General features: G+C 72.7%; 14 protein-coding genes. 5 read left to right on the forward strand and 9 right to left on the reverse strand.

Translation table 11 applies throughout. From position 1 onward, the window contains the following. Positions 1 to 14: 14 nt before the first annotated feature. From trpB to hisI, 6 genes are all read right to left on the reverse strand, one after another. Entirely contained in the window at positions 15 to 1,232 is a 1,218-nt protein-coding gene (gene trpB, locus ACFQO7_RS20390) for a tryptophan synthase subunit beta (RefSeq protein WP_376807817.1), read from the reverse strand. 55 nt (positions 1,233 to 1,287) lie between these two features. Then, positions 1,288 to 2,145 carry an indole-3-glycerol phosphate synthase TrpC gene (gene trpC / locus ACFQO7_RS20395; protein WP_360529629.1) on the reverse strand — a complete coding sequence of 286 codons (858 nt, stop codon included), beginning with the start codon at positions 2,143 to 2,145 and terminating at the stop codon, positions 1,288 to 1,290. Between the two features lie 165 nt (positions 2,146 to 2,310). Continuing rightward, positions 2,311 to 3,108, reverse strand: coding sequence for a spermidine synthase (locus tag ACFQO7_RS20400; RefSeq protein ID WP_376807818.1), 798 nt, complete (start codon positions 3,106 to 3,108; stop codon positions 2,311 to 2,313). Then, on the reverse strand, positions 3,092 to 3,379 hold the full coding sequence (locus ACFQO7_RS20405; RefSeq protein ID WP_376807819.1) for a hypothetical protein: 288 nt from the start codon (positions 3,377 to 3,379) through the stop codon (positions 3,092 to 3,094). The genes ACFQO7_RS20400 and ACFQO7_RS20405 overlap by 17 nt, the downstream gene beginning before the upstream one ends. A 50-nt stretch (positions 3,380 to 3,429) precedes the next feature. After that, entirely contained in the window at positions 3,430 to 4,980 is a 1,551-nt protein-coding gene (locus ACFQO7_RS20410; RefSeq protein ID WP_376807820.1) for an anthranilate synthase component I, read from the reverse strand. Continuing rightward, positions 4,977 to 5,357: a phosphoribosyl-AMP cyclohydrolase gene (hisI, locus tag ACFQO7_RS20415; RefSeq protein WP_376807821.1), complete on the reverse strand. Its 381-nt coding sequence runs from the start codon at positions 5,355 to 5,357 to the stop codon at positions 4,977 to 4,979. Before hisI ends, ACFQO7_RS20410 begins: the two co-directional genes overlap by 4 nt. A 280-nt stretch (positions 5,358 to 5,637) precedes the next feature. Here hisI and ACFQO7_RS20420 point away from each other — a divergent pair, with 280 nt between their 5' ends. From ACFQO7_RS20420 to ACFQO7_RS20435, 4 genes are all read left to right on the forward strand, one after another. Next, entirely contained in the window at positions 5,638 to 7,131 is a 1,494-nt protein-coding gene (locus ACFQO7_RS20420; RefSeq protein ID WP_376807822.1) for a hypothetical protein, read from the forward strand. A 124-nt stretch (positions 7,132 to 7,255) separates the two neighbouring features. Then, on the forward strand, positions 7,256 to 8,014 hold the full coding sequence (locus ACFQO7_RS20425) for an ABC transporter ATP-binding protein (RefSeq protein WP_376807823.1): 759 nt from the start codon (positions 7,256 to 7,258) through the stop codon (positions 8,012 to 8,014). After that, a complete protein-coding gene (locus tag ACFQO7_RS20430; RefSeq protein WP_376807824.1) occupies positions 8,011 to 8,739 on the forward strand; it encodes an ABC transporter permease in 729 nt (242 codons plus the stop codon). Before ACFQO7_RS20425 ends, ACFQO7_RS20430 begins: the two co-directional genes overlap by 4 nt. A 108-nt stretch (positions 8,740 to 8,847) precedes the next feature. After that, positions 8,848 to 9,465, forward strand: a complete 618-nt coding sequence (locus ACFQO7_RS20435) for a TetR/AcrR family transcriptional regulator (RefSeq protein ID WP_376807825.1) — start codon at positions 8,848 to 8,850, stop codon at positions 9,463 to 9,465. A 47-nt stretch (positions 9,466 to 9,512) separates the two neighbouring features. Here the strand turns inward: ACFQO7_RS20435 and ACFQO7_RS20440 are convergent, their stop codons facing one another. After that, positions 9,513 to 9,974, reverse strand: a complete 462-nt coding sequence (locus ACFQO7_RS20440; protein WP_376807826.1) for a hypothetical protein — start codon at positions 9,972 to 9,974, stop codon at positions 9,513 to 9,515. Positions 9,975 to 10,053: 79 nt separating this feature from the next. Between ACFQO7_RS20440 and rpsD the strand changes: the two genes are divergently transcribed. Then, on the forward strand, positions 10,054 to 10,662 hold the full coding sequence (gene rpsD / locus ACFQO7_RS20445) for a 30S ribosomal protein S4 (protein ID WP_376807827.1): 609 nt from the start codon (positions 10,054 to 10,056) through the stop codon (positions 10,660 to 10,662). A gap of 98 nt (positions 10,663 to 10,760) precedes the next feature. Here rpsD and ACFQO7_RS20450 read toward each other — a convergent pair whose 3' ends face one another. Beyond that, complete coding sequence (locus ACFQO7_RS20450) at positions 10,761 to 12,563, reverse strand: ABC transporter ATP-binding protein (RefSeq protein WP_376807828.1); 1,803 nt, start codon at positions 12,561 to 12,563, stop codon at positions 10,761 to 10,763. A 22-nt stretch (positions 12,564 to 12,585) separates the two neighbouring features. Continuing rightward, entirely contained in the window at positions 12,586 to 14,403 is a 1,818-nt protein-coding gene (locus ACFQO7_RS20455) for an ABC transporter ATP-binding protein (RefSeq protein WP_376807879.1), read from the reverse strand. Positions 14,404 to 14,470 lie beyond the last annotated feature (67 nt).

Genomic DNA, 14,470 nt, shown 5'->3' on the forward strand with positions numbered 1-14,470 from the left:
CTCACTCCTCGCGCTCACCCGATCACTTCCCCGCTGTCGAACAGGCCGAAGTACTCGCCCGCGGTGTGCATGTCCTTGTCGCCGCGGCCGGACAGGTTCACGATCACCGTCGGCTCGTGGCCCAGCTCCTGACGCAGGGCCGGGATCTCGCGCAGCATGCCGGCCAGCGCGTGCGCGCTCTCGATCGCCGGGATGATGCCCTCGGTGCGGCACAGCAGCGCGAACGCGTCCATCGCCTCGGCGTCGGTGACCGGCTGGTAGCGGGCCCGGCCCTGGTCGTGCAGCCAGGCGTGCTCGGGGCCGACCGACGGGTAGTCCAGCCCCGCCGAGATCGAGTGCGACTCGATGGTCTGGCCGTCGTCGTCCTGCAGCAGGTACGACCGGGAGCCGTGCAGCACGCCGTGGCTGCCGCCGGTGATGCTCGCCGCGTGCCGGCCGGTCTCGATACCGTCGCCGCCGGCCTCGAAGCCGTACAGCCGCACCGCCTCGTCGGGGACGAACGCGTGGAACATGCCGATCGCGTTGGAGCCGCCGCCCACGCAGGCCGCGACCGCGTCCGGCAGCGCGCCGGTCTGTGCCAGGCACTGCGCCCGCGCCTCGACACCGATGCCACGCACGAAGTCGCGCACCATCGCCGGGAACGGGTGCGGGCCCGCCGCGGTGCCCAGCAGGTAGTGGGTGTCGTCGACGTTGGTGACCCAGTCGCGCAGCGCCTCGTTGATGGCGTCCTTCAGGGTGCGCGAGCCGGTCGTCACCGGGATGACCGTCGCCCCGAGCATCTTCATCCGGGCCACGTTCAGGGCCTGCCGCTTGGTGTCGACCTCGCCCATGTAGACCACGCACTCGAGGTCGAGGTACGCCGCGGCGGTCGCGCTGGCGACGCCGTGCTGACCCGCGCCGGTCTCGGCGATGACCCGGCCCTTGCCCATGCGCTTGGTCAGCAGGGCCTGGCCGAGCACGTTGCGCACCTTGTGCGCGCCCGTGTGGTTGAGGTCCTCGCGCTTGAGCAGGATGCGCACGTCGCCGACGTGGGCCGACAGGTGCGTGGCGTCGTACAGCAGGGACGGGGTGCCCGCGTACTCGCGCAGCATCCGCTCGAATTCGCCGGTGAACTCGGGGTCCGCCATCGCCTTGCGGTAGTGCGCGTCCAGCTCGTCCAGCGCCGCGATCAGCGCCTCCGGGACGAACCGGCCGCCGTACGGGCCGAAGTGGCCCCTGTCGTCGGGCAGCATGTGCCCCTCCTTCGGCGTACGCCGCCCCGAAGGCTCGGGGCGGTCCAGCGAAGCGTCAGCGGGTCGGCCGCGGCGTTGCGGGGTGGTTGCCGGCGTTGACGAGTTCGGCGACCGCGTCGCGCGGGCTCTTCTGGGTCACCAGGCCCTCCCCGACGAGCACCGCGTCCGCGCCCGCCGAGGCGTACTTGATCAGGTCCAGCGGACCCCGCACCCCCGACTCGGCGATCTTGAGGACGCTGTTGGGCAGGCCGGGTGCGATCCGCTCGAACACCGTCCGGTCCACCTCAAGTGTGCGCAGGTTGCGGGCGTTCACGCCGATGACGCGGGCACCGGCCTCCAGGGCCCGGTCCGCCTCCTCCTCGGTGTGCACCTCGACCAGCGGGGTCATGCCCAGCGACTCGATGCGGTCCAGCAGGCCCGTCAGCACCTTCTGCTCCAGCGCCGCCACGATCAGCAGCACCAGGTCCGCGCCGTACGCCCGCGCCTCGTGCACCTGGTACGCCGAGCAGATGAAGTCCTTGCGCAGCACCGGAATCTGCAGGCGCGCCCGCACCGCGGCCAGGTCGTCCAGCGAACCGCCGAACCAGCGGCCCTCGGTCAGCACGCTCACCGCGCGGGCGCCGCCCGCCTCGTACTCCGCGGCCAGCTCCGCCGGGTCCGGGATCTCCGCCAGCGCGCCCTTGGAGGGCGACGAGCGCTTGACCTCGGCGATCACACCGACGCCGGAACGGCGCAGCGCCGCGTACGCGTCCAGGGGTGGCGCGGCAGCCGCCGCGCGCTTCTTGATCTCGTCCATGGAGACCTGGTTCTGGCGCGCCTCGACGTCCTCACGGACCCCCGCGATGATCTCGTCGAGCACGCTGCCGCCGCTGTCTCGCATCGATGCGCTCGGGGCCGGCTCGCCAGGCTCCATGCTGCTCAGCTCGTCGGATGCCATGGCCAGACTCTAGGCACTGCCCCACCGCGCAAGGTGAACGGGGTATGGCGTGCCTCACCAATTGGGCTAGTGCATAATGCTCTGCTTCTGGCGTCCGCCTCCGGCGGACGCGGCGATCGGCCTCTCAGCCGATCGCGGGGGTTACCCGTCGCGTCTGGGCTGGGCGGTGCGGATGAAGTCGGCGAGGCGGGGGCCGTGTTCGACGCGGGCCCGGGTGGGGTCGGCGGCTATGCGCCGGGTGAGTTTGCGGATGCCGTCGGGGTCCTCGCCGGCGACCATGAGGAGGTTGCCGGTGCCTCTGCCCCGGAGCAGGGCGGCGTCGGCGACGACGGCCACCTGGGTGAAGACCTCGCGTAGGGTGGCGGCCTGCCGGCGGGCGGTGGTCAGGGGGGCCACGTCCATGATGTTGGCGAGGTACCAGCCGCCGGGGCGTAGGACACGGCGTGCGGCCTGGGCGAACTCGACGGTGCTGACGTGCGGGGGGACCTTGTTGCCGGTGAAGATGTCGGCGACGATCACGTCGGCCGAGGCGGGGTCGGCCTGTTCCAGGGCGGCGCGGGCGTCGGCGATGACCAGCTCGATGTCGGGGTCGTCCAGTGGCAGGCGGGTGGTGATCAGGTCGGCGAGGGCGCGGTCCAGTTCGACTACGCGCTGGCCGCTGCCGGGGCGCATCGCCGAGAGGCAGCGGGGCAGGGTGAGCGCGCCGCCGCCGAGGTGCAGCACGTCGAGCGCGCCGGGCGGGGCGACCGCGTCGATGACGTCGGCGAAGCGGCGGATGTAGTCGAACGCGATCAGCGTCGGGTCGTTGAGGTCGACGTGCGACTGCGCGGTGCCGTTGAGTTTCAGCAGCCAGGCGTCGGGCAGGTCCGGGTCGGGGATCAGCTCGGCGGTGCCGGTGTCCACCCGGACGATCAGCGCCCGGTCAGACCCGCGGATCATCGGTGAGGTCCTCGCCCCGGTCGAGTGCGTCCCACAGGTCGCGGGTGTCCTCGGCGCGCGGCGCGGCCGGTGCCGTGCGCCGGGCGTGGCTGCCGGAGCGCCGCCAGTACCAGACCGCGACCACGCCCGCGGCGAGCGCGAGCAGCGCGGGACGCACCCACGACACCGCGCCGCCGGGCACGAACCACAACGTCACCAGGGCCGCGAGCACCACGACCACGATCCATCGGGTACGCCGGGAGCGGGCGCGCCGCCCCTCGTCCGCCGCCACCGGTTCCGCCCCGCGGTCACTCACGGGAGCCGCGGCGTGCGGGTCGGCGGTCATCGGGCGGCCCGCAGGGTCTGCGCGGTGGCGATCGCGGCCAGCACGGCCATCGCCTTGTTCTGCGTCTCCAGCTCCTCGGCGGCCGGATCGGAGTCGGCCACCACCCCGGCCCCGGCCTGCACGTACGCGACGCCGTCGCGCAGCAGCGCGGTGCGGATCGCGATCGCCATGTCCAGGTCGCCGCCGAAGCCGAAGTAGCCGACCGTGCCGCCGTACAGGCCGCGCCGGGTCGGCTCCAGCTCCTCGATGATCTCCATGGCACGCACCTTCGGCGCGCCGGACAGCGTGCCCGCCGGGAACGTGGCGGCCAGCGCGTCCAGCGGCGAGACGCCCTCGCGCAGCTCGCCGACCACGGTCGAGACGATGTGCATGACGTGGCTGTAGCGCTCGACGGTGGCGAACTCCGGCACCTCGACGGTGCCCGCGCGCGACACCCGGCCCAGGTCGTTGCGGCCCAGGTCGACGAGCATGACGTGCTCGGAGCGCTCCTTCGGGTCCGCGATCAGCTCCGCGGCCAGCGCCGCGTCGGCCTCCGGGGTCTCGCCCCGCGGCCGGGTGCCCGCGATCGGGTGCAGCAGCGCGCGGCGTACGCCGTCGTCGCCTTTGGCGATCTTCACGTGGGCCTCGGGGGACGACCCGACGATGTCGAAGTCGTCGAAGCGCAGCAGGTACATGTACGGGCTGGGGTTGGTGGCCCGCAGCACCCGGTAGACGTCGAGCGGGTCGGCTTCGGTGCGTGTCTCGAAGCGCTGCGAGACCACGATCTGGAAGCAGTCGCCGGCCCGGATCGCCTCCTTGGCGACCTCCACCGCCTTGCCGAACTCGCCGGACGGGGTGCGCGACACCAGCTCGGCGGGCCGCACCGCGGTCACCGTGGAGATCATCGGCGGCGTGGGCCGGGACAGCGCCGTCGTCATCGCGTCGAGCCGGCCGATCGCGTGGTGGTAGGCCGCCGCGATCTGCTCGTCGTCGGCGTGCTCGGGCAGCACCGCGTTGGCGACCACGATCGCCTGGCCCAGGAAGTGGTCCAGCACCACCAGGTCGGTGGCCAGGAACAGGCCCAGCTCCGGCACGTGCAGATCGTCGTCGGCCAGTCGCGGCAGCCGCTCGAACCGGCGCACCAGGTCGTACGACAGGAAGCCGACCAGTCCCCCGGTCAGCGGCGGCAGCCCCTCGTCGTCGGCGTCGGGGCCGGTCAGCGCGGCGACGGTGGCCCGGAGCACGCTCACCGGGTCGCCCTTGACCGGCACGCCGTCCGGGGGGCTGCCCAGCCAGTGCGCCTGCCCGCCGCGCTCGGTCAGCGTCGCCAGGCTGCGCACCCCGATGAACGAGTAGCGCGACCAGGCCGTGCCCGCCGCGCCCGCGCCCTGCTCGGCGGACTCCAGCAGGAAGGTCCCCGGTCCCCCGGCCACCTTGCGGTACACGCCGACCGGCGTCTCCGCGTCGGCCAGCAGCCGGCGCGTCACCGGCACCACCCGGCGACGGGCCGCCCGCGCCCGGAACCCGGCCAGGTCGGGGCTGACCGTCCCACTGCTCGCGGCGCTCACGCCGTCACCTCGCTCCGCTCGGCTCCGGCCTCGACCGGGAGCTCGTCGGTGAAGCAGGTGCGGGTGCCGGTGTGGCACGCCGGGCCGACCTGATCCACGCTGACCAGCAGCGCGTCACCGTCGCAGTCCAGCGCCACGGACTTCACGAACTGGTGGTGGCCGGAGGTCGCGCCCTTCACCCAGTACTCCCCGCGGCTGCGCGACCAGTAGGTGGCCCGGCCGGTGGACAGCGTGCGGCGCAGCGCCTCGTCGTCCATCCAGGCCAGCATCAGCACCTCACCGGTGTCGTACTGGCGCACGACGGCCGCGACGAGCCCGTCGCGATCACGCTTCAGACGGTTGGCGATCCGCGGATCCAGCTGCTCGGTCCCTGACACAAGCGAATTCTCCCTCACCGCCTGCCGCGCCGCCGCGCCGGTGCGGCCGACGTCTCACCGCCGTCCGCTTCCACCATGATCGTCCGACTTGCCAGGCATTCGTGCGTATCTTGGTCCGGCTCACCCACGACTGCCAGGCACGTCGAGTGATCATGGTGGCCCCGGTCACAGTTTTGGACGCTGGGAGGAAGCGAGAACGGGCAGCCCGGCGGTACCTTGTCGGGCATCTGCGCGCAGCGCCCGCGGGCGCTCTCCCCCACCGCGAGAGCCGAGGAATCGCATGACCAACCCCCACTTCGCGCCGCTCCCGGCGCACATCCCCACCTTCATCCCACCGGCGCAGCAGCCGGCGCCCGCGGCCGAGGCCGCCGACGAGCTCGAGCCCACCCTGCAGCTGAGCCCGCACCAGCAGGCCGCGCTGCTGGCCCAGACCAGCGAGCTGCCCACCCTCGCCCCGAGGGCCGACGAGACGGCCGACGGCCCCGAGGAGCCGGCAGCCGAAGCCGACGACGAGACCCCGCAGGCGGAAGCCGACGTGGACGAGGAGCAGTCCGACGAGGACGACGCTCCGCAGGCGGCAGCCGACGCGGACGACACCCCTGACGGGACGGCCGACGCCGACGAGTCTCCCGAAGCCGAGGCGGACACCGCGGCAGCGGAGCCCACCGACGCCGAGGCGGAGACGGACGGCGACGACCAGCCCGAGGCCCAGGCCGAGGGCGACGAGCCCGAGGCGCAGGCCGACGACGAGAGCCACGATGGGCTCGAAGCCCACGCGGACGACGCGGACGACGCGGAGGCCGCCGAAACGGCGACCGACGTCGACGCCGAAGCCGAGGACACCGCCGAGGAGGCCGCCGCCGACGCGACGGCTGACGCGCGGGCCGACGCCGACGAGTCCCTGGAGGGCGTGGACGAGGCCGCGATCGACGGGCAGGCCGACGGCGGCAAGTCCGCCGAGACCGACCTGGCCGAGTCCGCCGAGGCTGACGACGAGGACGACGAGGACGCGGTCGAGGCGGCCGACGCGCAAGCCGACGAGACGGCCGAGACCGGGGACGCCGCGGACGACGACGAGGAGCCGGAAGCGGAAGCCGACGCGCAGGTGGACGCGGACGCCGACGCGGACGCGGAGGTGGACGCGGAGGCCGACGACGTCGCGCAGGCTGAGGACGTCGCAGAGGTGGACGCGGAGGCCGAAGCGGACGATGCGACCGAAGCCGAAGCCGACCTGGTGGCCGAGGCGACCGAAGCCGACGAGGACGACGACATCGTCGACGCCGTGATGGAGCCGGTCGAAGTTCCGGCCGAGGAGGTCGCGGAGCCGGCCGTCGAGGAGGCGTCCGCCGAGGTCGCCGACGAGGTCGCCGACGAGGCGGAGGTGGCGCCGGTCGGGGGGATCGACGCCGCGGCCGAGGACGACGACGACGAGAACGACGACGAGGAGTCGGACGTGGCCCAGGTGGCGCCGACCGCGACCGCGTTGCGGCCGGGGGACGTGACGGAGACGCCGATCGCGGTGTGGGAGGCGGAGCAGGCGCAGCGCTTCCGCGACGCGTGGCGCGAGGTGCAGACCCGGTTCGTGGACGAGCCCGAGTCGGCGCTGAACGACGCGCAGGCGCTGGTCAGCGAGGCGGTGTCGGCGCTGGCCGCGCAGCTGCTGGCGGAGCAGGGCGACCTGGACCCGCGCCACGGCGCGGCCCCGGACACCGAGGCGATGCGGATCGCCATGCGCGGTTACAAGAACTTCCTCGACCGCGTGCTCGCACTCTGAGCCGGAACCCGGAGGGCCGTCTCGGCGGCCCTCCGGGATCGCGGTCCACATCGGCGCATTGCCAGGCGCGCAGAATTCACCTACCGTTGAGTTCAACAAGCGTTGAATTCCTACGGAGGACCCCATGACATCCGCGATCGAGGTCGCCGACCTCGTCGTACACCGGGGAGCCAGGCCCGTGCTGCACGGCCTGAGCTGCACGATCCCGGAAGGCAGCGTGACCGGCCTGCTCGGGCCGTCCGGCAGCGGCAAGACCACGCTGATGCGCGCGATCGTGGGCGTCCAGGTGGTCCGCTCGGGCACGGTCACCGTGCTGGGCCGCCCGGCGGGCGACGCGAAGCTGCGCAAGGAGATCGGCTACCTGACGCAGGCCCCCAGCGTGTACGCCGACCTGACGGTGCGCGAGAACGCCCGCTACTTCGCCGCGCTCTACGGGCTCGGCCAGGCCGAGGCCGATGCCGCGGTGCGGGACGTGGGCCTGGCCGAGGCGTCGTCGCAGCTGGTCGGGAACCTGTCCGGCGGGCAGCGCAGCCGGGCCTCGCTGGCCTGCGCGATCGTCAGCAAGCCGAAGGTGCTGATCCTCGACGAGCCGACCGTCGGGCAGGACCCGGTCCTGCGCGACGAGCTGTGGGCGCAGTTCCGCGAGCTCGCCGAGCGCGGCTCGACCCTGGTGGTGTCCAGCCACGTGATGGACGAGGCCAACCGCTGCGACCGGCTGCTGCTCATCCGCGAGGGCCTGCTGATCGCCGACGACACTCCCGCCGCGGTCAAGGCGTCCGCCGGCACGGACGACCTGGACCAGGCCTTCCTCACCCTGATCCGGCGTCAGGGCGGCGTGCCCGCCCCGCGCGCCACCGGCGAAGCGAGCGAGGTCCCGTCATGATCCTGCTGCACACCACCGGGCGTATCCTGCGCCAGCTGCGCCACGACCGCCGTACCGTGGCGATGCTGGTGGCCGTGCCGACCCTGCTGCTGACGCTGCTCTACTTCATGTACGACAGCCAGGCGGGCGTCTTCGACCACATCGCACTGATCATGCTGGGCATCTTCCCGTTCATCATCATGTTCCTGATCACCAGCATCGCCATGCTGCGCGAGCGCACCACCGGCACGCTGGAGCGGCTGCTGACCACCCCGCTGCGCAAGACCGACCTGCTCTTCGGCTACGGCCTCGCCTTCGGGGTGGCCGCGGCGGTGCAGGCGGGCTTCGCGACCGGGCTCGCGTACCTGCTGCTCGACCTGGACACCCAGGGCGCGGCCGGGTACGTCGTGATGATCGCGGTGGCCAACGCGGTGCTGGGCATGGCGCTCGGCCTGCTGGCCAGCGCGTTCGCCAAGACGGAGTTCCAGGCGGTGCAGTTCATGCCGGTGCTCGCGGTGCCGCAGCTGCTGCTGTGCGGGCTGTTCGTGCCGCGCGAGCTGATGGCGGGCTGGCTGCAGGCGATCAGCGACGTGCTGCCGCTGACGTACGCGGTCGAGGCGTTGCAGGAGGTCGGCGCGCACGCCGAGCCGACCGGCACCATGTGGCGTGACTTCGCCATCGTCGCCGGTGCGGTGGTGGTGGCGCTGGTCGCCGCGGCGGGCACGCTGCGCCGCCGCACCCCCTGACACCACCCGCCCGGCCCGTCCGGAAGAATCGTCACCGACGAGCACGGACGTCCCCGGCAGGCCGCCTTCGGCAGGCCGGGGACGCGCCGCGTACCGAGGAAGGGCGAGATGAAGCGCAGCCGCACCGGGCGCCGGCCGGGCAACCCCGACACCCGCGAGGCCATCCTGGCCGCGGCGCGCGAGCTTTTCGCGGAGAAGGGCTTCGACGCCGCGACGATGCGCGCCATCGCCGCCGCGGCCGAGGTCGACCCGGCCCTGGTGCACCACTACTTCGGCACCAAGGAACAGCTCTTCGTCGCCACGATGCAGTTCCCGATGGACCCGCGGGAGCTGATCGAGCAGGTCGTGGCGGGGGGCAAGGACGAGGCGGGGGTACGCCTGGCGCGCGTCTTCGTGACGATCTGGGACTCGCCGGTCGGGGCGATCGGGGCGTCGCTGGTCCGCTCCGCGATGAGCAACGAGTGGACCATGCGCCTGCTGCGCGAGTTCCTGACCACGCAGATCCTGCGCCGGGTGCAGACCGAGTTGAAGCTCGACACGGCGGACGCCCCGCTGCGCGCCTCGCTGGTCGCCAGCCAGATCAGCGGGCTGGCCCTGATGCGATACATCATGAAGCTCGAACCGCTGGCCTCGCTGTCGGCCGACCAGGTGGTCGCCGCCGTCGCGCCGAACCTGCAGCGCTACATCACCGGCGACCTCGGCCAGGGCGAAGCGATCCTGCCGTGACGCGGCACCCAGGCCGGGGCCACCGGCCCGGGGTGCGCCAGGGCCGGTCAGGCCACCGAGGCCGCGGGCTCGGCCGCCGCGTAGTCCTCGACGTCGATCTCGGTCAGGTGCCCGGCCGGGCACTCCAGCCGCACCTCGGCGACGTCCATCCGGTACAGCCGGAAGCCCCGGTCCACGTCGAGCAGGTCGCTGACCGGGTTCACCGCGGCGAACTCCAGGGCCGCGGCGCGGGCCTCGATGCCCTCCAGCGCGGTGGCCCAGCCCGACACCCAGACTCGCGCCCCGCGGGACTCCCCCACCGCGAGCACGACGGCGGTGTCGTCGCCCTCCCCGTCGCGCGGGCGCAGCGCGCTGTCGAGCCGGCCGCCCTCGCGGCACAGCAGCATCGGGCGTCCTTCGTGGTCGGTGGCGTGGCGCACCCGGTACGGGCTGGCGTGGAACGGCACCTGGGCCACGCCGGGCAGGCGGCCGGCGGTCAGGGTGCGGGCGATCTCGGCGGGGTGCGGCACGGCGGTCCTCCAACATCGGTTAGGCTTACCTTCGTTAGGCGAGCCTAACCTATGACGTTCGGACGTTGGAGGCACCCTCGTGAACCAAGCGCGGCCCAAGGCGAAGCTGTCCCGGGCACTCGGCATCCCGCTGACCCGTAAGTGCGTGAAGTACTTCGAGCGCCGGCCGTTCCCGCCGGGCGTGCACGGGCGGGTTCGCAAGAAGCCCTCCGACTACCAGGTCCGGCTGCTGGAGAAGCAGCGCCTGCGCCACCAGTACTTCATCAGCGAGACCCAGCTGCGCAACCAGTTCGACAAGGCCGCCCGCAGCTCCGGCAAGACCGGCGAGACCCTGCTGATCGCCCTGGAGTGCCGCCTCGACGCCCTGGTGCTGCGCGCCGGCTTCGCCCGCACCATCTACCAGGCCCGCCAGGCAGTCGGCCACGGCCACATCGCCGTGGACGGCCAGAAGGTGGACCGCCCCTCGTACCGCGTGAAGCCCTGGCAGACCATCACCGTCCGCGAGCGCAGCCGCGCCAAGCCCCCGTTCCAGATCGCCGCCGCCGGCGCCCACCTCGACGGCCCCACGGCCCCCTACCTCGAGGTGAGCCTGACCGACCTGCGCGCCACCCTCACCCGCGAGCCGCAACGCACCGAGATCCCCGTCATCTGCGACGAGCAACTCGTCGTCGAGTTCTACTCCCGCTGACCCGCCGAAACCGCGACGATCTTGCTTGAACCGTGGGTATGACACGCCCGTGACGGGCAGGTCCCCAACAGTTCGCGCAAGATCGTCGCGGTCTGGGGTCAGCGGGTCTGTTCGAGCCAGGAGGCGTAGAGCTTGGCGTAGACGGAGTCCTCGGCGGTGACGAGGGTGTCGTGGTGGCCTCGTTGGATCACTACGCCCTTGTCGACGACGATGACCTCGTCGGCGGCTTGGGCGGTGGAGAGGCGGTGGGCGATGGCGACCGTGGTGCGGCCTCGGGTGACCGCGTCGAGGGTGCGTTGGAGGCGGACCTCGGTGGCGGGGTCGACGGCGCTGGTGGCCTCGTCGAGGACCAGGAGGTCGGGGTCGGCCACGTAGGCGCGGGCCAGGGCGACGAGCTGGCGTTCGCCGACGCTGAGGGCCTCGCCTCGTTCGCCGACGGGGGTGTCCAGGCCGTGGGCCAGGCCCTGGACCCAGTCGAGCAGGCCCAGGTCGGTGAAGGCCTGCTCCAGCTGAGCCTGGGTGAGGTCGGGGCGGGCGAAGCGCACGTTCTCGGCGACCGTCGCGTCGAACAGGAAGCCGTCCTGGGGGACCATCACCACGCGGCTGCGCAGCGAGCCGAACCGCACGTCGGTCAGCGGGGTGCCGGACAGCAGCACCCGGCCTTCGCTCGGGTCCATCAGGCGGGTGAGCAGCTTCGCGAACGTGGTCTTGCCGCTGCCGGTCTCGCCGACCACGGCGACCCGGGTCTTCGCGACGATGTCGAGGTGCACCTCGTGCAGCACCCGCGGGCCGGGCTCGCCGTCGATCGGGTAGCTGAAGCTGACCCGCTCGAAGCTGACGTCCAGCGGGCCGTCCGGCAGGTCCACGCCCTGCTCGGCGGGGTCGGCGACGTCCGGCTTGAGGTCCATGACGTCCAGCAGCCGCCGCCAGCCCGCGACCGCGTTCTGCGCCTCGTTGAGCACCTCGGTGGCGATCTGCACCGGCTGGATGAACAGCGTCACCAGGAACAGGAACGCGGTCATCTCGCCGAGGGTGATCTGGCCCGCGACGCCGAGCCGGACGCCGACCAGCACCACCGACGCCAGCGCCAGCGCGGCCGCGATCTCGCCGGTGGAGAAGCTGGTGACGCTGATGCGCAGGGCTCGGCGCTGCGCGTGCTGGTAGTCGTCGATGGTCTCGGACAGCTTCGCGCCGCTGCGCGCCGAGACGCCGTACGCCCGGATCACCGACGCGCCCACCACGGACTCGGAAATCGCCCCGAGCATCACGCCGATCCGCTTGCGGTTCTCGGCGTACGCGCCGGACAGCCGCTTCTGGAACGCCCGGATGACGATCACCGCGGGCAGGAACGCGGCCAGCACCACCAGCGTGAGCTGCCACGAATAGAACGCCATCACGATCGTGGTGACCACCAGCTGGCCGCCGTTGACCATGAGGATCACGCCGCCCCACTGGATGAACTGCGTGATCGAGTCGACGTCGCTGGTCACCCGGGACACCATGGTCCCGCGGCGCTCGGACTGCTGGTGCAGCATGGACAGGTCGTGGATGTGCCGGAACGTGCGCACCCGGATGTTGGCCAGCGCGGTCTCGCTGACCGTGAACAACCGCCGCATCATGAAGTAGCCGCAGGCCGTGGTGATCACCAGGATCAGCGCGGTGACGGCGACGACGGCCGCGATCACACCCATGTCGAGGTGGCCGGTCTCGACGCCCAGCCCGCGGTCGATGCCCTGCTGCACCGCGACCGGCACCGCCGCCCGGCCGATCATCGCCACCAGCGCCAGCCCGAGCGTGCCGGCCAGCCCCGCCTTGAGCTCGGGCGACAGCGACACCCCCCGCCGGAAGGTCGCCCAGGCCGACTCGGACCGGCCGTTCTCGGTGACAGCTGACGCGCTCACGCCTTCTCCTCGCTCCGCTCGCTCACGCGGCGACCCCCTCTTGCTCAGCGGTCGCGGACACGTCGGCGTCGTCGTAGACGCGCTCGCGCTCGCGCTCCTCCTCGGCCTTCTCGTACGCGGTGACCAGGTCTGCGTATCCGCTCACCGTGGCCAGCAGCTGTTCGTGCGTGCCGGTCGCGACCACGCGGCCGGACTCGATGTAGACGACCTCGTCGGCGAGCGCGATGGTCGCCCGGCGGTACGCGACGACCAGGATCGTGGCGGTGTGCGCGGACTCGCGCAGCGAGGCGAGGATGCGCGCCTCCACTCGCGGGTCGACGGCGCTGGTCGCGTCGTCGAGCACGAGCAGCCGCGGCTGCCCGGCCAGCGCCCGGGCCAGCGTGAGCCGCTGGCGCTGCCCGCCCGACAACGACGTGCCGCGCTCACCGAGCTGAGTGTCCAGGTGCTCGGGCAACCGCGCGACGAACGTGTCGGCCTGCGCCGTGGCCAGCGCCTGCGCCACCCGGTCGTCGTCGACGCCGGGCCGGTCCAGCGCGACGTTGCCGCGCACCGTGTCGTCGAAGACGAACGCGATCTGCGGCACCAGCGCGACGGTCCCGGCCAGCGACGCCGCGGTGAGTCCGCGCACGTCGGCCCCGTCGAGGGCGATCTGCCCCTGGTCGGGGTCGAGCAGGCGAGCGGCCAGGGTCGCGATGGTCGACTTGCCGGAACCGGTCGGTCCGACCAGCGCCACGGTGCGCCCGGCGGGCAGGGTGAAGGTCACGTCGTGCAGCACCGGCTGCGCCGGCTCGTACGCGAAGTCCACGTTGCGGAAGCTCAGTTCGGCCGCGCCGGTCCCGGGCAGGCGCTGCGTGCCGTACGGCATCTGCCCGGTCGACTCCAGCACGTGCTCGACCCGGTCCCAGCCCGCGACCGAGCGAGGCAGGTCGCCGAGCACCCAGCCGATGGCCCGCACCGGGAACGCCAGCACGGTGAACAGGAAGGTCACCTGCACCAGCTGCTCCAGCTCGATCGCGCCCTGGTCCAGCCGCCACGCGCCGACCAGCAGCGCCAGCAGCGTGCCGAGGAACGGCAGCGACTCCATCAGCGGATCGAACAGCCCGCGCAGCCGGCCGACGCTGATCAGCGCGTCGCGCAGCTCGCCGGCCCGCTGGGCGAAGCGGCGGGTCTCCAGGTCTTCGCGGCCCATCGTCTTGACCACGAGCGCGCCGTCGAAGCTCTCGTGCGCGATCGCGGCGACCTCGGCCCGCATGTGCTGCGCGTGGGCCTGGCGCGGAGCCATCCGGCGGGAGAAGACCACGTTCATCACGAACAGCACCGGGAAGACGACCAGCCCGACCAGGGCCAGCGCCCAGTCCACGGCGAACAGCACAATCACTGCGGTGACCAGCATGAACACGGTGCCGACCGCGAACGGCAGCGGGGCTACCGGGAACCAGGCGGCCTCGACGTCGGAGTTGGCGTTGGACAGCAGCGTGCCGGTGGCGTGGCGCTGGTGCCAGGAGACCGGCAGCCGCAGGTAGCGGCCGGTCACCGCGTGGCGATACCTGGCCTGCAGGGCGAACTGCATGAAGCCCGCGCCGAGCCGGCGGCCGAAGATGGCCACCACCCTGCCCAGCCCCATCGCGATCAGCACCGACGGGCCGAGCACCAGCACGTCGGCGGCGACCTCGCCGCCGGTGGTGGCGGGCACCACGAGGTCCTCGACCAGCCAGCCGATCACTTTGGCCTGCCCGATGACCAGCGCGCCGAACAGGCAGCTGCCCACGACGGCGATGACGAACAGGCGAGGCTCGTCCCGGATCCCGCGCCACATCACCCGTGCACCGCGGGCGAGCACGTCGCGGCCCGTGATCCCCGGTTTGGCCGGCTCGTCGCCGGCGGTCTGCCCTGCCACTCGTTTGTCC

The sequence above is a fragment of the Catellatospora aurea genome (assembly GCF_042663325.1).
GTDB classification, from domain to species: Bacteria; Actinomycetota; Actinomycetes; order Mycobacteriales; family Micromonosporaceae; genus Catellatospora; species Catellatospora aurea.